At 61.6% G+C, this 18,278-nt stretch carries 16 protein-coding genes; 10 read left to right on the top strand and 6 right to left on the bottom strand.

What is annotated here, in order from left to right:
* Nucleotides 1-5: 5 nt before the first annotated feature.
* Nucleotides 6-710 carry a phage shock protein PspA gene (gene pspA / locus PWM43_RS12765; protein WP_289842904.1) on the bottom strand — a complete coding sequence of 235 codons (705 nt, stop codon included), beginning with the start codon at nt 708-710 and terminating at the stop codon, nt 6-8.
* A gap of 144 nt (nt 711-854) precedes the next feature.
* Here pspA and pspF point away from each other — a divergent pair, with 144 nt between their 5' ends.
* A complete protein-coding gene (gene pspF, locus PWM43_RS12770) occupies nt 855-1,976 on the top strand; it encodes a phage shock protein operon transcriptional activator (protein WP_289842905.1) in 1,122 nt (373 codons plus the stop codon).
* Between the two features lie 142 nt (nt 1,977-2,118).
* Here the strand turns inward: pspF and PWM43_RS12775 are convergent, their stop codons facing one another.
* The gene (locus PWM43_RS12775; RefSeq protein ID WP_289842906.1) at nt 2,119-3,444 is read right to left on the bottom strand and encodes a UDP-glucose dehydrogenase family protein; all 1,326 of its coding nucleotides are present in this window, start codon (nt 3,442-3,444) and stop codon (nt 2,119-2,121) included.
* An 82-nt stretch (nt 3,445-3,526) separates the two neighbouring features.
* Nucleotides 3,527-5,272 carry a hypothetical protein gene (locus tag PWM43_RS12780; RefSeq protein ID WP_289842907.1) on the bottom strand — a complete coding sequence of 582 codons (1,746 nt, stop codon included), beginning with the start codon at nt 5,270-5,272 and terminating at the stop codon, nt 3,527-3,529.
* A gap of 204 nt (nt 5,273-5,476) precedes the next feature.
* On the opposite strand from PWM43_RS12780, the gene PWM43_RS12785 reads away from it, so the two are divergent.
* The 6 genes from PWM43_RS12785 (at nt 5,477) to PWM43_RS12810 (ending at nt 10,826) form a co-directional block, all read left to right on the top strand.
* A complete protein-coding gene (locus tag PWM43_RS12785; RefSeq protein ID WP_289842908.1) occupies nt 5,477-6,700 on the top strand; it encodes a multidrug effflux MFS transporter in 1,224 nt (407 codons plus the stop codon).
* Nucleotides 6,701-6,754: 54 nt separating this feature from the next.
* Nucleotides 6,755-7,390 carry a 2OG-Fe(II) oxygenase family protein gene (locus PWM43_RS12790; RefSeq protein WP_289842909.1) on the top strand — a complete coding sequence of 212 codons (636 nt, stop codon included), beginning with the start codon at nt 6,755-6,757 and terminating at the stop codon, nt 7,388-7,390.
* Nucleotides 7,391-7,446: 56 nt separating this feature from the next.
* Nucleotides 7,447-8,475 (top strand): aspartate-semialdehyde dehydrogenase, encoded by a 1,029-nt coding sequence (locus tag PWM43_RS12795; RefSeq protein WP_289842939.1) that lies wholly within the window; start codon nt 7,447-7,449, stop codon nt 8,473-8,475.
* Between the two features lie 162 nt (nt 8,476-8,637).
* Nucleotides 8,638-8,769, top strand: coding sequence for a hypothetical protein (locus tag PWM43_RS12800; RefSeq protein WP_289842910.1), 132 nt, complete (start codon nt 8,638-8,640; stop codon nt 8,767-8,769).
* Between the two features lie 90 nt (nt 8,770-8,859).
* Nucleotides 8,860-9,885, top strand: coding sequence for a ferrochelatase (hemH, locus tag PWM43_RS12805; RefSeq protein ID WP_289842911.1), 1,026 nt, complete (start codon nt 8,860-8,862; stop codon nt 9,883-9,885).
* Nucleotides 9,882-10,826: a glycosyltransferase family 2 protein gene (locus tag PWM43_RS12810; RefSeq protein ID WP_289842912.1), complete on the top strand. Its 945-nt coding sequence runs from the start codon at nt 9,882-9,884 to the stop codon at nt 10,824-10,826. The genes hemH and PWM43_RS12810 overlap by 4 nt, the downstream gene beginning before the upstream one ends.
* 64 nt (nt 10,827-10,890) lie before the next feature.
* On the opposite strand, the gene PWM43_RS12815 is transcribed toward PWM43_RS12810, so the two are convergent.
* Together PWM43_RS12815 and PWM43_RS12820 are read right to left on the bottom strand one after the other, a co-directional pair.
* Nucleotides 10,891-11,283, bottom strand: a complete 393-nt coding sequence (locus PWM43_RS12815) for a hypothetical protein (RefSeq protein WP_289842913.1) — start codon at nt 11,281-11,283, stop codon at nt 10,891-10,893.
* 105 nt (nt 11,284-11,388) lie between these two features.
* Nucleotides 11,389-12,633 (bottom strand): outer membrane beta-barrel protein, encoded by a 1,245-nt coding sequence (locus PWM43_RS12820; RefSeq protein WP_394356080.1) that lies wholly within the window; start codon nt 12,631-12,633, stop codon nt 11,389-11,391.
* A gap of 334 nt (nt 12,634-12,967) precedes the next feature.
* Here PWM43_RS12820 and PWM43_RS12825 point away from each other — a divergent pair, with 334 nt between their 5' ends.
* The 3 genes from PWM43_RS12825 (at nt 12,968) to PWM43_RS12835 (ending at nt 17,314) form a co-directional block, all read left to right on the top strand.
* Nucleotides 12,968-14,185 carry a DUF2075 domain-containing protein gene (locus PWM43_RS12825; RefSeq protein WP_289842915.1) on the top strand — a complete coding sequence of 406 codons (1,218 nt, stop codon included), beginning with the start codon at nt 12,968-12,970 and terminating at the stop codon, nt 14,183-14,185.
* The gene (locus PWM43_RS12830) at nt 14,182-16,686 is read left to right on the top strand and encodes an excinuclease ABC subunit UvrA (protein ID WP_289842916.1); all 2,505 of its coding nucleotides are present in this window, start codon (nt 14,182-14,184) and stop codon (nt 16,684-16,686) included. The genes PWM43_RS12825 and PWM43_RS12830 overlap by 4 nt, the downstream gene beginning before the upstream one ends.
* 151 nt (nt 16,687-16,837) lie before the next feature.
* Nucleotides 16,838-17,314, top strand: a complete 477-nt coding sequence (locus tag PWM43_RS12835; RefSeq protein ID WP_289842917.1) for a hypothetical protein — start codon at nt 16,838-16,840, stop codon at nt 17,312-17,314.
* A 30-nt stretch (nt 17,315-17,344) separates the two neighbouring features.
* On the opposite strand, the gene PWM43_RS12840 is transcribed toward PWM43_RS12835, so the two are convergent.
* A complete protein-coding gene (locus tag PWM43_RS12840) occupies nt 17,345-18,211 on the bottom strand; it encodes a pirin family protein (protein ID WP_289842918.1) in 867 nt (288 codons plus the stop codon).
* Between the last annotated feature and the right edge of the window lie 67 nt (nt 18,212-18,278).

The raw sequence follows: 18,278 nt of genomic DNA on the forward strand, positions 1-18,278 counted from the left end.
GCCGCCTACGACGCATCCGGACCGGACTGGCGTACCTTCATGCGGTTCTTCAGTTCGGCCAGTTCGTTCTCGACGGCAACATCCGTCTCGAGACTGGCCAGTTCTTCCTGCAACGTCGGCTGACGACGCCCCGGGCCTCCCACGCGCCCGAAATCATAAACCTCGGACTTGCCTTCCAGTTCGTCCAGCGCGCGTTCGACCTGTTCAAAACGGTTGAAGGCGTTTTCGACCCGCGGATCATACAGCGCTTCACGCGTGCGCAACTTGTTCTGCGCCGCCTTATGACGCAGGGAAAGCGATTTTTCACGTGATTTCGCATCCGCGAGCTTCGCCTGCAGCTTGGCGATATCGTCATGCTGCTGATCGAGGCTTTCGGTCACCAGCAGGATCTGGCCATCCAGCGCCGTGCGGGACTGCTCGACCGTCGCACGCGCCGCCAGAGCCGCCTTGGCGAGGTCTTCACGGTCGCGCGTCAGAGCCAGCTCGGCCTTGCGACGCCACTCATCTTCGTCACGCAGCATCTCGCGCGCCCGACGCTCCAGCATCTTGCGCTCGGCGATCATGCGGACCGCCTGGCTCCGCACTTCGACCAGCGTGTCTTCCATTTCCTGGATGACGAGGCGGATCATTTTCTCAGGGTCCTCGGCGCTGGCCAGGATCGCATTGAGATTGGAGTTCACGATGTCCGCGAGGCGGGAGAAGATACCCATGACGTTCCTTCCTTATATTTCAGAGATAAGCAGAAAACCGATGCTCTTGTCAGCACGGTGAATTACGGCTGAACTGGTTCGACAGTGAAACCATGAGCGAAACTCATGTCGAGACCACCGCAAACGGACGAGGCCTGCTGAAAAATGGCGCCCTTCGCCAAACCTGAAGACACGACGACACCGCTCGGTCAGGCTCCCGCCTTTCTCGCCATGCTCGATCATGTCTCCCGTCTCGCTCCGCTCGACCGTCCGGCGCTCGTCATCGGCGAGCGCGGAACAGGCAAGGAACTCGTCGCAGCCCGCCTGGCCATGCTCTCGCCACGCTGGGACCACCCTCTGGTCAAGCTCAACTGCGCGGCCCTGCCCGATACGCTGCTCGACAGCGAACTGTTCGGTCACGAAGCCGGAGCGTTCACCGGTGCACAGAAACGCCGCCTGTCGCGATTCGAGCGCGCCAATGGCGGCACGCTTTTCCTCGACGAGATCGCCACCGCCTCCCAGGCCGTGCAGGAAAAGCTCCTGCGCGTCATCGAATACGGCAGCTTCGAACGTGTCGGCGGCAACGAAACGATCCATGTGGACGTGCGCGTCGTCGCCGCGACCAACGCCGATCTGCCTGCCATGGCCCGGAACGGCGCGTTTCGCGCCGATCTGCTCGACCGCCTTGCTTTCGACGTCGTCACTATCCCGCCCCTGCGGGCACGTCCTGACGACATCGAACTTCTGGCCACGCATTTCGCGACCCGCATGACCGCAAGTCTGGGACGCCGTCTGTTCGCCGACTTTACGGACGAAGCCCTGAACGCCCTCAGGGCTTATGACTGGCCCGGCAACGTCCGTGAGTTGCGCAATGTCATCGAACGCAGCGTGTACCGTCATGAACGCGCCGACAGACCGCTTGACGAGATCATCATCGATCCCTTCGCGACGGCGCAGAGCTGGAACGGTCCCGCGCCCGCATCCCTTCCCGCCGCCACGCCCGAAAAAACGACGATGTCCGGGCCCGAGACGGTCGCGTCCGACAACGGAAGCCGAAGCTCCGACATCGGAGAACAGGCCGGCGACTTCACCGCACGCATCCGGAATTTCGAGCGCGAATTGCTGACGCGCGCCCTGATCGACGCCCAGTTCAGCCAGCGCCGCGCGGCGGAAGCTCTCGGCCTGACCTACTACCAGTTCCGGCATCATCTGAGGCTGCACGGCCTGGCGGACAAGGAAGCCCGGCGATCGCTGAGTCGCGAAAACGCGACGATGGAGGAAAAATAATGACATGCGGCTTCTAGAGCAGAAACCGTGCCAAACTGGATATTGCCCGCGATTACGAAATCACAGCGATAAAAATGGCGTGTCACGTCATGGATGTTGAGGCATTCACCACAGATTATGACACAATGCGCCAATCCGGCTCTTAAGGGCGTCCGATCGAACGATAGTCAAAGCCCGCCTCGCGCATTTCCGCCGGATCCCAGATATTGCGCAGATCGGCAATGATCTTGCCGCGCATCAGATCGCGAAGACGGCTCGGCGACAGCGCCCGGAACTCCGACCATTCCGTCAGGACGACGAGCACATCGGCGCCCGTAATCGCCGTCAGGGCATCCGGCGCGTAGATCACCTCTGCGGGCAGCAAGGAACGGGCCGCATTCATGCCCTGGGGATCATAGGCCTGAAGAACGGCCCCGGCATCCTTCAGTCTGGCCAGAATGGGAAGCGACGAAGCTTCCCGCATGTCATCCGTCTGAGGCTTGAACGTCAGGCCCAGGATGCCTATGACCTTGCCGCTGACATCGCCACCGGCCTCAGCGATAATCCGCTCGGCCATGGCCTTCTTGCGCGCCTCGTTGACGGCCACCGTGGCCGCCACCAGCTGCGAAGGCGCACCGGCGTCTTCACCGATCGCGGTGAGAGCACGGGTATCCTTGGGAAAACAGGAACCACCGTAACCCGGTCCCGGATGCAGGAAATATTTTCCGATCCGCTGGTCCAGCCCCATGCCTTTGGCGACATCATGGACGTTCGCGCCCACTTTTTCACAGATATCGGCCATCTCGTTGATGAAGGTGATCTTCATGGCCAGAAAGGCATTGGCCGCGTATTTGGTCAGTTCCGCCGTTTCGAGATCCGTGATGACGACGGGCGTTTCGATCCGATAGAGCGGGCGATACAGGGCCCGCATGACCTCTTCGGCGCGCACGCCCGCCGCATGGTCGGTCCGGTCAATGCCGATGATGACACGGTCCGGACGCATGAAATCGCCGATCGCATCCCCTTCGCGCAGAAATTCAGGATTGGAAGCGACTGAAAACGTGCGATCGGGACGCTCTTCGGCCAGGATGCGCGCCACTTCCCGTCCCGTCCCGACCGGAACGGTGGATTTCGTCACGACCACCAGATCGGACTTCGCGGCCCGCGCAATCTGACGGGCAGCTTCATAGACATAGGTCAGGTCGGCATGACCGCCGCCCCGCCGCGACGGCGTGCCCACCGCGATGAACACGGCGTCCACATCGTCGAGAGATGCGCCCAGATCGTCTGTGAAGCTCAGTCGCCCGGCGGCAACGTTACCGTCGACGATTTTCTCAAGACCGGGTTCATAGATCGGAATATGGCCTTCGCGCAGCATCTCGAGCTTGGCGGGATCGGCTTCGACAACAACGACATCAGAGCCGAACTCGGCAAAGCAGGCTCCCGAAACGAGCCCGACGTAACCGCCGCCGATCATCGCGATACGCATCAGTTTTTTACCTTCCCAACCTCAATCGCCCCAACCTACCGCAGAGGTCGGGGCGAGAGAAGTCAGGCGCGGTCGTAACGGCTTACTGGAAGGGCATGTAACGCAGCGAGAAGAAGACCATGTTGTCGTCTGTATGCGGGTGGCCGCCCACACCGCTGAACGACGTCAGATAGGTGTAGGAATACTGGGCGCCCACCTTGATGGTCCCGTAGTCACCATGTTCAGCCGTCCACCAGAAACCGGTTGTTCCCTGCACGACCTTGTTGACGCTCGCCTGACAAGCCAGCGGGCTTTCCTCGACCGCACAGCCTCCCACTTCATATAGCGGATTGCCGTAGCCATAGGCCTTCCCGTTTACGTCAAACGAACTGCGGTTACGGACCATCTCCATGCCACCATAGGCATAAAGCTGCCAGCTTTTGCTGGGATTTCCATAGATACCGGCGAGAGCGTTCGCGTTGTTGACCGGGCGGATCTGACCATTGGGGCCCATGGTCACATCCGGAATATTGGCGCTTCCGTACCGCCCGACACCCGTGCCGACCAGTCCCGATGCCTGGAAATACAGTTTTTTATCGATGAGCGGCAGCACCATGCCGCCGCCGACGCCGCCAGCGACCGTCGTGTGGCTTCTGCCATACCCGACATAGGACACACGACTATGCGGAAAGCGGAGCAATCCATAGACTTCGTAATGGCCCCAGCCTGGGTCCGCTGCGAACTTCGCAATCACGTCCGGCGCGACATCCGTCGAATAATTCGTCGAGGGATTGTTCACGTTGACGCCGGCATTCTGATAGGTCGAGGTCTTCGCGCCCGGCGGCAGATAGACACCTCCCGACCCGGCCGCGATCACCTGCTGCGGGTTCTCGATCGATGCCGCGATATGGTAATGGCCATGGTCGAAGCCCTTGACCACACGGACCTGAGTATTTCTGGTCCAGTTGAAACCAGGCACATATTGCGCTTCGATCACGAGCGGCACCTGCTCATCACGCGCGGCGAGGCCGTGGTTGTAGAGTGTGACCAGCGACCAGTTCTGACCACCCAGAACCGTCCAATCGTTGGCATCATCAATCAACTGCCCGTAAAATACGCGGGAGCGCAGAACGTAACTGTTGGACTGGCGGGAGTTTGAGGAGGCCCCTGCTCCCTGAAAATCGGTCTCGATATACCCTTGAGCGCGGAGGGTCTTGGTGATGTCACCCTCGACCAGCGCGGCCAGACGGCTCTGACGCTCCGTCTGATGGTATTCGTTCATGTGATAGTTCGGGCTGTTCGCAAACGGAATGGTGCCGAAATTCGATGAAATGTCGGAGACGTTATTCCGACTCCGGAAAATACCGGCGGATTCCAGGTAACCGCCCAGCGTAATGCGCACGCCACCGATCTGGATCTGGCCACGATGCAGGGGACCGTAGAGATCGAGAACCTTCCCTGTGGGCGTTCCCGTCAGTTGCGCGTAAGGCGTATTGGCCGTGATCGCAGGCAAACGAACGGGCGCGGATGGCATATCGAGAGTGCTGTTGCCGTACGAGCTGGCCGTCGCGAGCGGGGGCGGCATCGTGTAGGAATGATTGCGCGCATTGTTACGAGCGGCATACGGATTCCGCTCTTCACTTTCGCGCTGCTCGGCGAGCTGCGTGTGAATGCGCTTCATCTCGACGTCGTGTTCTTTCTTCATCTTCGCCAACTGCGCCTGCATGGCATGGATCTGGCGTTCCATGTCGCTGAGCGCATCGGCGCGGGCGGGTGCTGCGAACAGCACGGCCGCCATCGCCGTGGTGGAACAAAGGAGAATCGAGTTCTTTCGGAACTTCGGGAGCATGGGGCGCTTCGTCTCGCTATGGCGGTTGGGGTCGAAGCGGTCCCTACAAAGTTTCCTATTTGTGGAGTGCGAAGCTTTCGTGACGGCAGTATGACAGTCTTATGACAGCGCGCGGACCGTGTTGATATGCGGCCATTTCTGTCGATTTCATGCTGGGTCGACGCTCGCTGCTTCCCGTTTCGGATTTTTCTCATTGTGTCTTCCATGCAACAAAATACCTCCCCCCAGGGCCTCTCATGGGGGCAGGTGCTCCTTCTGGGCCTCATATCCACCATCGGACCTCTGGCGACGGATATGTATCTGCCAGCCTTCCCGCAGCTGGAGCATGACCTCGGACACGGACCCGGCTCGGCACAGCTGACACTCGCCAGCTGGTTCGTGGGACTCGCCGTCGGGCAGTTCTGCCTCGGTCCCCTTTCGGATCGTTTCGGACGACGAGGCCCTTTACTGATCGGACTGGCGGGCTACGCGTTGTCTTCCGCCCTCCTGGCTGTGACGCGAAATTATGACGCGTTCTGCTGGCTGCGTTTTCTTGCTGCTCTCATGGGGGCCATCACATCCGTGGCGCCCCGCGCGATCGTGCGTGACGTCGCCACCGGACATGAGGCCGTGCGTCTGATGTCACAGCTCACGCTGGTGTTCGGCGTTGGGCCGATTCTGGCCCCGACTCTGGGCAGCATTCTCCTGAACTTTGGAAACTGGCGGCTGATTTTCTGGACCAGCGCGATCGCGGCGATCCTGATGCTGGTGTTCTGCGCGGCCATCATGCCCGACACGCTGGCGCCCGAGCATCGCCGTCGCCTGCCGCCCATCGAGATTCTGCGGCGCTATCTGTCCCTCGTTCACGAACCGGTTTTCATCACTGCGGCCCTGACGTCGAGCTTCAGCACATTCGTCATGTTCGCCTATCTGTCGAACGCCCCGCAGCTTTTCGAGCAGTTGTTGCAATTTTCCCCCAGCACCTTCGCCGTCTTTTTCGGCATCAACGCCTGTGGCTTCATCACCGCGACCCAGATCAACAGCCGAATCGCCAAGCGCATGTCCTATATCCGCATCATGGAATACGGGATCGGCGCGTCACTCCTCTGCGGCGCGTCCCTTCTGATCGTCAGCCTGAGCGACCTCGTCGGACCCGCCGACCCCTTCCCGCTCTGCGCCCTCGTCGTCGCCACGACGTTCACGCTCGGCTTCATCGGCCCGAACGCCATGGTCCTGGCCATGACGCATCACGGACATCAGGCGGCGTCCGCATCCGCTCTGCTCGGCACGATGGCCTTCAGCATCGGCGGCAGTGCCGCTGCTCTCATGACGTTCCTGCCGCCCGGTAAACTCTTCTCGACGCCGGTCGGCATGCTCGTGGGAATCCTCGGAATGCTGGTCTGCAACATGTGGCGTCGGCGCAGGACCGCCCATCTGCCCTCCGCCTGATTCCGCCTGCAAAGCCTTCTTGTTCCCGCCATGGCGCAGCAGTAATGTCGCGCCATGGCTATCACGCTCCACTACGAAGCCCTTGCCGCCGCGCCGGTGGCAACGGACCCCTTCACGCATATCACCGTCCCCCATTTCGTGGCCGAGGACGATCTGCGCAAGCTGATTGCCGAAATGCCGCCCATCGGTTCAGGCGGTTCGTACCCTCCCGAAGCCCTGCGTCTCGCCCCGGACACGGCAGCGCTCGTCCGCGAGCTTCAGGGGCCGCGCCTCAAGGCCCTGATCGCGGAAAAGCTCGGCCTCGACCTGAGCGATGCACCGACCATGCTGACCATGCGGGGTCGCACACGCGAAAAGGATGGCCGCATCCATTGCGACTCAGACGCCAAACGGGTCACGGTGCTGCTCTATCTCAACCCGCGCACCGCTTCATGGGAAGCACAGGACGGCTGCCTGCGTCTGCTGCGCGGACCCGACGACATGGAAGACTATGCCGTTGAGGTCCCCCCGATCGACGGAACGCTCCTCGTCTTTCCAAACGGCCCGACCACGTGGCACGGACACCGTCCGTATGTTGGTCCGCGCTACACGATCCAGTTGAATTACATGGCCACCAGCGCCAAGGCACGCTACGAACTCCGGCGCCATCGTCTTTCAGCCCTGATCAAGCGCCTTCCGCTGGCAGGCTGACGGCGCATACGCCCCCAAACCGGGCGACCTCGAACTGGGAACAGGACATGAATCGGATGGGTTATCGCGTGGCCGTCGTCGGTGCGACGGGAGCAGTGGGGCGCGAACTGCTGCGCATCCTCGCGGAACGGGACTTCCCCGTCTCTGAAGTGGTGGCCCTTGCTTCACCGCGCTCTGCCGGTCGGGAGATCTCCTTCGGCGACAAGACCGTATTGAAAGTCCAGAACCTCGAGACCTTTGATTTCAAGGGATGGGATCTCGCCCTGTTTTCGCCTGGTGGAAGCGTATCGGCCATCCACGCGCCGCGCGCGGCCAAGGCTGGGTGCATCGTCATCGACAACACGTCGCATTTCCGTATGGAACCCGACGTGCCTCTGGTCGTGCCCGAGGTCAACGCGAACGCGCTCAAGAAAATGAAGCGCAACATCATCGCCAACCCCAATTGCTCGACTGCCCAGATGGTGCTCGCGCTCAAGCCGCTGCACGATCTTTTCACCATCAGGCGCGTCGTCGTCTCGACCTATCAGGCCGTCTCCGGCGCAGGCAAGGACGGCATGGACGAGCTTTTCGTCCAGACGAAAGGCACATTCGTCAACGACCCGCCGACCATCGCGCAATTCACCAAGCAGATTGCCTTCAACGTGATTCCGCAGATCGACCGCTTCATGGATGACGGTTCGACGAAGGAAGAATGGAAGATGGCGGTCGAGACCCGCAAGATCCTCGATCCTGACATCAAGGTCTTCGCGACCTGCGTGCGCGTTCCCGTTTTCATCGGACATTCCGAGGCGATCAGCATCGAGTGCGAGGAACCCGTCGATCTCGCCAAGGCGCGCCATGCCCTGCGCAATGCCGATGGCGTCATCCTGCGCGACGAGCGCGAGGATGGCGGTTACGTCACGCCGATCGAATGCGTGGGCGAGGATGACACCTACGTGTCGCGTCTGCGAATCGATCCGACTGTACCGAATGGCCTTGGCCTCTGGTGCGTTTCCGACAACCTGCGCAAAGGGGCTGCCCTCAACGCCGTGCAGATCGCCGAGGCGCTGGTCGCCATGGACCTGATTCCTTCCAAATCGCACTGACAACGCGGCAAACAGGCGCTGAACATGATAATCTTATTACAAGGTCGTTATGTTCGGCATTTTATGTGAAGGAAACTGTTGCGGCGACGGCCTACTATGCCAAGATGACATTGGACAACGCATGTGTCGCGGCATCGTGCCACGCACTGATCGGAGCTGACGATGTCTCTGCTTGATGTCTTTTCCCTCGGTTCTGTCGCTCTCGTAGCGGTTGGCTTCCTCGCAGCGCGCGATGCGGCACGCCTCGTGCTCCGACCTATCCCCGTGCGCTCCAGACGTCGTCCGCGAGACTGATGACATCCCGGATACGGGCCGAATGAAGATTTCGGGCCGGACCAGGCGCCAGTTCTTCCTTCGCGCCTCAATCTGGCGCAACATCATGCGATGACGTTCTTTCATCGCGCTCCGAGCATTCCGGTCCCGCCATCAGGGCGGACCGGGATCATCCTGCTCAATCTCGGCACACCCGATGATACAGGCTATTTCGCAGTACGCCGGTACCTTCAGGAATTCCTTTCCGATCTCAGGGTGATCGAGGCCAATCCGCTCATCTGGCAGCCGATCCTTCAGGGCGCCGTTCTCTCTTTCCGCCCCCGCCGCAGTGGTGCCGCCTATGCCCGTATCTGGGATCGCAAACACAATGCGAGCCCACTGAGGGTCTATACCGAGGCCGAGGCTGACGGATTGCGCGAACGGCTGGGCGCGGAGACCCCGGTCGTCGTCGCCATGCGTTATGGCCAACCCTCCGTCACGGACGCCGTTCGCAGTCTGATGGATCAGGGATGCGATCGGATCGTCAGCCTTCCTCTCTATCCGCAATACAGCGCGACGACGACGGCCACCGCCAATGACCAGCTTTTCCGCGCTCTGATGAAGCTGCGTCGCCAGCCAGCCGTCCACACCGTCCCGCCTTTCCCCGACCATCCGCTCTATATCCAGGGTCTGGCGGCGAGTGTGCGGGAGACGCTCGCTGGCCTGTCCTTCAAACCGCAACGGGTGATCGCCTCGTTTCACGGCCTGCCCAAGCAATATGTCCAGGCGGGGGACCACTACCCGGACGACTGCGAAAGGACGATCTCGGCCCTGCGCGATGCGCTGTCGTTCAGCGACGAGCAGATGCCGCTCACCTACCAGTCCCGTTTCGGGCCCACCGAGTGGATCCAGCCTTACACGGCTCCCTTTGTCGAAGCGCTCCCGGCGCAGGGCGTGACGAAGATCGCCGTCATCACGCCCGGCTTCATGACGGACTGCATCGAAACGCTCGACGAAATCGGCAACGAACTCCGGGAGAGTTTCATCAAGGCTGGCGGAGAGGAATTCGCCCTCGTCCCCTGCCTGAATGCCTCTCCCGCCGCCATCGATCTTCTGGAAGCCCTCACGCGCCAGGCCATGCGCGGCTGGACGCCGTGACGGAAACCCATCCGCACCTGCTGGAGCCTCCGGCCTCGTTCAAAGAGGCCGCCAGAACCGCTTTCGACACCCTGCGGGCCAGCGATGCCTGGTGCATCAACGATAATGTGGTCGTGGACGGTCTGCGGGAAGCCGCGATCCTGATGCTGGTCAAGAACGTCGACGACATTATCGGCGTCAATCTGCGGCATCACTACCATCTCGGCTTTCGCCGCTTCCTGCTGCTCGACAACAACAGCACCGACCGCACCGCCGACATCATCACCCGGTTCCGGCTTGAGCGACCTGATGCGGGCGTCCTGCACATCACGGACTTCGAGGTCGCCTACCAGCAGGCCGCGAAAATGGCCGCGCTCTCCCTTTTCGCGGAGCAGTATTTTCGCGTCTCGTCACCGCCCCTGCGCTGGCTGTTCTTTGTCGATGCCGACGAATTCATCACCTGCTGCACCCGCCGGGGTCACGAGGCCGCTGCCGCCTTCAACCATGTTCTCGCGGATGGCGACGCCTCCGTTCTTCTCTTCAACTGGGCCCAGACGGCGCTTTATTCACAGAGACATCAGGCGCTCACGCAATTCGGTCCGACCCTCGGCGAAACCGATCTCAGCGTCTGGCCGTCGATGAAGGTGAGTGTCGAAAAAGTCGCTGTGCGGACGCGGGAGAGCCTTTTTCCGACGATGGGCAACCATTTTGTCGAGGAATTTCGAAGGAGCCCTGCCGTTCTACGGAACATGTCCGAATTCGGCTTCTTCATGCTGCACGTGCCCATGCGCTCCACCGAGCAACTCCGGCGCAAGCTCGAGGAAGGGGTCCGCGCGCTCGACGCGGCCAACCTGCATCCCTCGCTCGGTGGACACTGGCGGTTTTACGAAAGCGCCTATCGGCAGGACGGCGACGACGCCCTACGGCATTTTCTGGACGCTCACATCCAGGACTGCCTCTGAAAAACGGACGTCCGGGAAACAGGACCGAGCACGCCCCCGAAAGACACGCCCGGCCCGGACCCGCTTATTGCGGCGACGAGGTGGAAGGCGTTCCCGAAGGCGTCGTGCCCGCCGATGGCGCGGGAGGGTGCTCGTGATCCCATAACGTGGCCTTCTGCTCGTATGTCAGCGCGGTGCGCTTCTTTTCGAGCCAGCTCTGATTGGGGTCCGCCGGATGTTCCTTGTCCCAGAGCGCCGCCTTATCACGCTCGCCCTTACGATATTCGTGGCGACGCATCATACCCGTCACGCACCCGCCGGCCGCGCCCACCACGCCGTGATGAACCATATGACCACCGACCGCGCCCACCGCACCATATTTCAGACAGCCTCCCGGCTCGGCCATGGCAGGGGCTGCGAGAGCCGCGACCGACATGACACTGGCAACCAGTGCGGCGCGATGAATCGAGATCGACATTGCAGCGTATCCTTAAGAAGTCTCATGACAGCAGAGACCCGCTCAAACTGGGATCGTCCGACATAATTTGCAAGATACGGTCACGGATCAGACGCAACGACCGGTTCAGAACCCCACCACCATGTCGCCACCGAACGTGAACATCCCTGTATTCCGGTTGGTGTTGAACGGATGCGTGCCATTCAGCGAACGGTCGAAACGGACTTCCGGACGCATTTCGAACACGCGGAAAACACCGCCCAGATCGGGATGGTAGGTCAATCCAAGCGTCAGCGCCCCATAGGTCGTCGGCGGAGCGGTTTCGACGGGAACGCTCTCGCCGAGATAGGCCTGCATATAGGCCCGGTCACTCAGAAAACTGCTGACGAACAGGCCGGTATTATCGCGATAGATTTCCCCGCGATAATTGAACGTTAGTGTCGGCGATATCTTATAGGCGAGAAAACTGACGAAACTGTATGTTTCGGCGCGCAATCCGTCGTCATGGAGATAATTGAACTCACCGGTGAGGGAGAGACGTTCATTCACGGTGTAATAAAGCGAAAGATCGTTCCAGAACCTCTCAGCCGTATTCGCCCGTTTGCCCAGAGACCGGCGCGCATCCTCCGGGCCGACACGTGAAAGCTCTATGATGTTGAGCTTTCCCCCCAGAAGACCCGTGACATTGACGCCGAAATATCCGGCCGCGGCGTTGTTGTTATCGGCGCGGCCCCAGCTCGTCTGGTTTCCGGTATCGACCCCGAAGGTCACATCGAACATCGATGTCAGATGCCAGTCGAACATGGCGCCCAGATGCTCGAAAGGCGCGGAATACTGCGAGGTGTAGGCCAGGGTGTAGAAGGGCCGCTGCGTCGGGTCGAGGGTTTCGACACCCATGGGGGATTGCAGGATTCCGGCCCGCATATCGAGGCCGCCTTTCGTCAGCCAGGGCAGATGGGCATCGACATGCACCTGCTCCGGAAGAAGCTGATAGCGCGCATCGATGAGACGGTCGGACACCCCCAGCAGATGATAATAGCGTGCATCCGAACCGTAGAGTCCCTGAAGCGTGAACCCGATCTGATAGGTCTGTTTCGCGGGATCGATGGCGCGCTCTATTTTGACGGTCACCTGATTCAACTGGGCCTGGTTTGCGTGGTCGCCCAGAAAATCACCGAAATTGATCCCATTCGTCGGACGCGCGGGATTGGCCATGATGCCGCCGTCGAGCTGGGCCTGGAAAACGATGCCGCGCAACCACTCATCGGACGAGGCGCCAAAAAGCGAAATTTCCGCCCATGCCATCGGCGTCGATAGTGCGACACCCAGAAGCACGAGACATACCGTACCTTTCGCCGTGATGCGGCTGATCATAACGGCCCTCCCGATCACCACGGGCAGTCCGGCCCTCCCGACCTTCGGAAAAGCCATGTTCTTCTCAGGGTTCGAGCAAACCGGTGAGACGATCCCGCGCCATGTCCACCAGCCTGACGAAGATGGACATCTGGTTCGGATAGGCGATCTGGCACCAAAAGACCAGAATCGTCCCCTGATCCGAGCCGGTCGGCAACAGCCCAAAACGCTGTCCCGAAGGCCCAGACCGCCTTGATGGACACCGAAAACGACGGTTTCCGGACTGCCTCCCACAGCATCCGACCATGCGTCGAGATATTGCACTGAGTGCCAAAATCCGTTCCATAAAGGCATGAATGTTTTCGCGCCGCTCGCCCTCTCACCGCAACAGGATCTGACACCCGCACAGCAGGCGCTGGTCGAACGTATCGTGACGTTCTGTCGCGGCCACCTGAGCGGTGCGCGCGGCGTGTTCGTCGTCGAAGGCGATGCGGGGACGGGCAAGAGTCTCGTCATGAACACCGCCTTCGATCGCATCCAGACGATCGCGCGTGGAAAGGACGGACAGGACGCATTGCGGAACACGAAAAATCTGTTCGTCGTCAATCATCCCGAGATGATCAAGTTCTACAGGCGCGTCGCCGAAACGCTGCCTTGCCTCCGCAAAGCCGATTACGCGCGCCCGACGACCTTCATCAACAGTTTCCGCAAAACCGGGAAAACGGCGGATGTGGTGTTCGTGGACGAAGCCCATCTGCTTCTCACGCGCGCCGATCGCTACAACCATTTCGCGCAGGACAATCATCTTCAGGAAATCCTCGCGCTCGCCCGCGTCGTCGTGCTCGTCTTCGATCCGCATCAGGTTCTGAAATTCAAGAGTTACTGGGACCGCGCCGCCCTGGACGGCCTTCTCCATGGATGCGACGTCGAACACGTCCATCTGACGGATCAGTTCCGCATGCGGGCAAAGGCCGATGTGACGGCCTGGATTCATGCGTTTCGCGAATGCAGGCTTCTGCCTCTTCCGGCAAGGCAGGCCTTCGATTTCCGTATTTTCGACGATGCGCAGACGATGTACGACGCCATCCGCGCGCATGACCGGCAATACGGGCTATGCCGGATGCTCTCGACCTACGATTATCCCTACACGCTCGATGGCGCGGATCATTTCATCACGGAAGGACGCTTCCATCTGCGCTGGGACCGTTCGCTGCCGGAAGAACGCCTGCCCTGGGCCGAACGACCCGATACGATCGATGAAGTCGGCTCCGTCTATACCGTGCAGGGTTTCGATCTGAATTATGCCGGTGTCATTCTCGGCCCTTCCATCCTGTGGGATGACGCCTCCCAACGGATCATCATCGATACGGACCGCTACGAGGACCGTTCGGCTTTCGCGGGGCGGCAGGGGATCGCACAGCCCGAACGCATCCGACGCGAGATCATGCTCAATGCGATCAACGTGCTCATGACCCGTCCCATGCATGGCCTCTATCTGTACGCCAGCAACCCGGCGCTCCGGGCGAAACTCGCCGCGCTGCGCGATCATGCGAAAGGACCAGCCTCATGACGTCAGATCCGAGCCGCAAAGACGGATTCGTGCGCGTTCGCGGCGCGCGGGAACACAACCTCAAGGACGTGGATGTGGACGTCCCGCGCGACCGGCTCGTCGTCTTCACCGGCGTCTCCGGCTCGGGGAAATCCTCGCTCGCCTTCGGGACGATCTATGCCGAGGCGCAGCGGCGCTATCTGGAATCCGTATCACCCTATGCGCGCCGCCTGTTCCAGCAGATGCCCGTGCCCGACGTGAACACCGTGGACGGCCTGCCACCGGCCGTGGCCCTGCAACAGCAGCGCGGCGGCAGTTCGGGGCGCTCCTCGGTCGGCAGCATCACCACGCTCTCGAACCTGCTGCGGATGCTCTATTCACGCGCGGGAACCTACCCGCCCGGCGCGCCCCACCTCGAAGCCGAAGCGTTTTCGCCCAACACGCCGATGGGCGCCTGTCCGCGCTGTCACGGTCTCGGGCGCGTCCATGAGGTGACGGAAGCCTCCATGGTGCCGGACCCGAACCTCACCATTCGCGAGCGTGCCGTCGCCGCGTGGCCGACAGCGTGGCAGGGCCAGAACATGCGAGACATCCTCGTCACCAGGGGCGTGGACGTCGATCGTCCGTGGAAGGATCTCCCTCAGAAGACGCGGGACTGGATCCTGTTCACCGACGAAACACCCACCTGTCCGGTCTATCCCGGCCTGACGCATGCACAGGTTCAGGCCGCCATCGCCCGCGGCGTCGAGCCGTCCTATCAGGGCACATTCACCGGAACGCGACGCTACCTTCTCAACAGCTTCGCCAATTCCCAGAGCGCGAAAATGCGCAGGCGCGCGGAATCCTTCATGGTCGTTTCGGACTGCCCGGAATGCCACGGCAGCCGCCTCAACGCCGCCGCGCTCGCCGTCACCTTCGGGGGGCTGAACATCGCGGCCCTCACGGCCCTTCCGCTCGAAGACATCCAGACCACGCTCGCCGCCACGCCCCGAACCGGCACGGACGCCAGGAGCATCGCCGCCAGCCGTATCGTGGCGGACATGATCGGACGCATCGCCGTGCTGACCGATCTCGGCCTCGGCTATCTGCAAATGGACAGGAGCGTGCAGACGCTCTCGCCGGGCGAATACCAGCGTCTGCGTCTGGGCACGCAGATCCGCTCCAACCTGTTCGGGGTGGTGTATGTCCTCGACGAGCCATCTTCGGGGCTGCACCCGGTGGACACGCAGGCGCTGGTCCGCGCGCTCGACCGGCTGCGGGACGCGGGGAACTCCCTGTTCCTGGTCGAACACAATCTGGACGTCATCCGACAGGCGGAATGGATCGTCGATGTCGGTCCCGATGCGGGCGAGCACGGCGGCACGATCCTGTATTCCGGGCAGCCCGAGGGCCTGCGCGATGTGAAGAATTCGCGCACCCGTCCCTATCTGTTCGAGGACGTCAAATCCGTGACGCGCCCTGTCGGCACGTCCGTTCGCGCACCGATCGGCTGGCTGGCTCTGGCGGATATCACGTGGAACAATCTCGATGGGCTGGAGGTGCGCTTTCCGCTGGGCGTCTTTACATCCGTCACCGGCGTTTCGGGCTCGGGCAAATCGTCCCTCGTCAGTCAGGTCCTGGCTTCCATCGTCGCCGGGGCGCTCGGGCAGAAGCTGACGGAGGCGGAAGACGACGGCGATGAGGACGCCACCGACAGGGAAGAGGGCACGCCGCAAGGCCGCGTCGTTTCGGGGCTCGACATCGTGAAACGGCTGGTGGTGATCGACCAGAAGCCCATCGGCCGGACACCCCGCTCCAATCTTGCGACCTATACCGGCCTGTTCGACATGGTGCGCAGGCTGTTCGCACAGACGGACATGGCCAGACAACGCGGCTACGATGCGGGCTGGTTCTCGTTCAACATGCCCAAAGGTCGCTGTCCGTCCTGCGAGGGCGCCGGATCGGTCATGGTGGAATTGCTGTTTCTGCCCAGCGTCTATGCGCCATGCCCGGTCTGTCACGGCCGACGCTATCGTCCCGAAGTGCTGGAGGTGCTCTATCGTGGCCGGAACATCGCCGACATCCTCGACATGAATGTCGAGGAGGCGCACGCCTTCCTCGCCGATATTCCGGGACCGGCGGCGGCGCTGTCCACCCTGCTCAAGGGCGGTCTCGGCTATCTGCGTCTTGGCCAGGCCGCGACCGAGCTTTCCGGCGGCGAAGCCCAGCGCATCAAGCTCGCCACCGAGCTTCAGAAACAGCGTCGCGTTCATACGCTCTACATTCTCGATGAACCGACGACGGGGCTGCATCCCTCCGATGTGGACAGGCTGGTCTTGCATCTTCAGGAACTGGTGGACGCCGGTCATACGGTCGTCACCGCCGAGCACGACATGCGCCTCGTCGCGCAGGGCGACTGGGTGATCGACATGGGACCGGGCGCCGGACGTCACGGCGGCAGGGTTGTGGCTGCGGGCACGCCGTACCAGGTCGCGGAAACGAAAGGGAGCGCGACGGCGCCGTTCCTCGGGGGCTGCCTGTGACCGGTAACGCTCTTCGGGAATCCGGCGCGGGGGCCTCCCCGTAAGCCTTCAGTTCGCCTATAAGCGACAGGCGTTTAACCGGCGGACGTTTAACCGGCGGGCGTTTAAGCGACGGGCGTTCGACGCAGGAACCGGCTTCGGGAGGACATCCATGAAAACGACACGTAACGCGACAGGTCTGGTCATGACAGGTCTGGCCAGCATTCTCGGGCTGGCCGTGATGCTCCCGGCCTTCTCGGGCACGCTCTCACCCGTGGGTACGGCACAGGCCCGGACGGCTTCTCCAACGCCAGCGGTCGGGACGACATGCCATGGCGATCCTGAAAAATTCGTCTATTCACAGAACGACGATCCGAAAAAGATGGTCGGACACTGCTACACCCTCGTCACCCAGACTCCCGGTGGCTCCGTCTCCTGGCTGAATCCGCGCACGGCGCTCGTCGCCTCGCCGGACCTCGACATCAAGCCTCCCATCGTTATTTTCTCCGAGCAGGACATCGAGAAAGACAGGACGGCGCTCGTCATCGCCGTCCCGCCCACGCATCTTTCCGTCATCCTGAATCCGGCCAATGGATCGACCCGGCAGGTGAATTTCATAACGCTCAAAATCCTGAAATACCTGGACTGACGGTCCCTCCTCCAGGTCAAATCGCAGGCGTCATGGACCGCGGCCGAACGTCCCGCTGCGGACATCGGCCATGGCCTGGCGGATCTCGGCCTGGGTGTTCATGACGAACGGGCCATAACCCACGATCGGCTCGTCGATCGGCTCCCCCGTCAGCACGAGCAGTGTCGTGTCACTGTGCGCATGCACATGGACGGAGCTCCCCTCGCGGCTCAGCAGGAGCATTTCGGCGTCGCCTGCGTCCTGCGTGCCGTCCACGGTAATGCGTCCGTTCAGCACGATCAGCATCGAGGTGTGACCCTCCGGCAGATCGAGGCTGAAATCCGTGTCCCGCTTCAGACGCACATCCCAGACATTGATCGGTGTGAAAGTATGGGCCGGCCCCACGACCCCGCGGAACGCACCAGCGATCACGCGCGCGCTCCCTGCCCCTTCAGGCAATTCGACCACCGGAATCGTCGACGAGACGATGGGCTGATAGCCTGGCGCGGCCATCTTGTCCTTCGCGGGCAGGTTAACCCAGAGCTGCACCATGCGGAACGGACCGCCCGTCTTCGCGAAAGACGGCGCGTGATATTCCTCATGGAGGATGCCGCCGCCCGCCGTCATCCACTGCACGTCACCCGGCCCGATCACGCCGCCATGCCCGGCGGAATCGCGATGCTCGACCTGCCCGTCATAAACGATGGTCACGGTCTCGAAACCACGATGCGGATGCTGTCCTACGCCCAGACGTTTCGTGGTGGGCTCGAACACATGCGGCCCGGCATAATCCAGCAGCAGGAACGGGCTGACATGGCCGCCGAGGTCATTATAGGAAAAGAGCGAGCGAACGGGGAAACCGTCACCCACCCAGTGACCACGATCATTGCCGTACCGGCCAAGCACTGTCTTGTTCATGATGTTTCTCCTCTGTATGCGAAAATAGAAATAGAACCGTGGATCCGAAAGATTGCGATTTTCGACG

It is taken from the genome of Brytella acorum, assembly GCF_029309905.1.
Classification (GTDB): Bacteria; Pseudomonadota; Alphaproteobacteria; order Acetobacterales; family Acetobacteraceae; genus Brytella; species Brytella acorum.

Coding starts and splice junctions, on each gene's coding strand:
- pspA (WP_289842904.1), bottom strand. CDS start 710: ATGGGTATCTTCTCCCGCCTCGCGGACATCGTGAACTCCAATCTCAAT.
- pspF (WP_289842905.1), top strand. CDS start 855: ATGGCGCCCTTCGCCAAACCTGAAGACACGACGACACCGCTCGGTCAG.
- PWM43_RS12775 (WP_289842906.1), bottom strand. CDS start 3,444: ATGCGTATCGCGATGATCGGCGGCGGTTACGTCGGGCTCGTTTCGGGA.
- PWM43_RS12780 (WP_289842907.1), bottom strand. CDS start 5,272: ATGCTCCCGAAGTTCCGAAAGAACTCGATTCTCCTTTGTTCCACCACG.
- PWM43_RS12785 (WP_289842908.1), top strand. CDS start 5,477: ATGCAACAAAATACCTCCCCCCAGGGCCTCTCATGGGGGCAGGTGCTC.
- PWM43_RS12790 (WP_289842909.1), top strand. CDS start 6,755: ATGGCTATCACGCTCCACTACGAAGCCCTTGCCGCCGCGCCGGTGGCA.
- PWM43_RS12795 (WP_289842939.1), top strand. CDS start 7,447: ATGGGTTATCGCGTGGCCGTCGTCGGTGCGACGGGAGCAGTGGGGCGC.
- PWM43_RS12800 (WP_289842910.1), top strand. CDS start 8,638: ATGTCTCTGCTTGATGTCTTTTCCCTCGGTTCTGTCGCTCTCGTAGCG.
- hemH (WP_289842911.1), top strand. CDS start 8,860: ATGACGTTCTTTCATCGCGCTCCGAGCATTCCGGTCCCGCCATCAGGG.
- PWM43_RS12815 (WP_289842913.1), bottom strand. CDS start 11,283: ATGTCGATCTCGATTCATCGCGCCGCACTGGTTGCCAGTGTCATGTCG.
- PWM43_RS12825 (WP_289842915.1), top strand. CDS start 12,968: ATGAATGTTTTCGCGCCGCTCGCCCTCTCACCGCAACAGGATCTGACA.
- PWM43_RS12830 (WP_289842916.1), top strand. CDS start 14,182: ATGACGTCAGATCCGAGCCGCAAAGACGGATTCGTGCGCGTTCGCGGC.
- PWM43_RS12835 (WP_289842917.1), top strand. CDS start 16,838: ATGAAAACGACACGTAACGCGACAGGTCTGGTCATGACAGGTCTGGCC.
- PWM43_RS12840 (WP_289842918.1), bottom strand. CDS start 18,211: ATGAACAAGACAGTGCTTGGCCGGTACGGCAATGATCGTGGTCACTGG.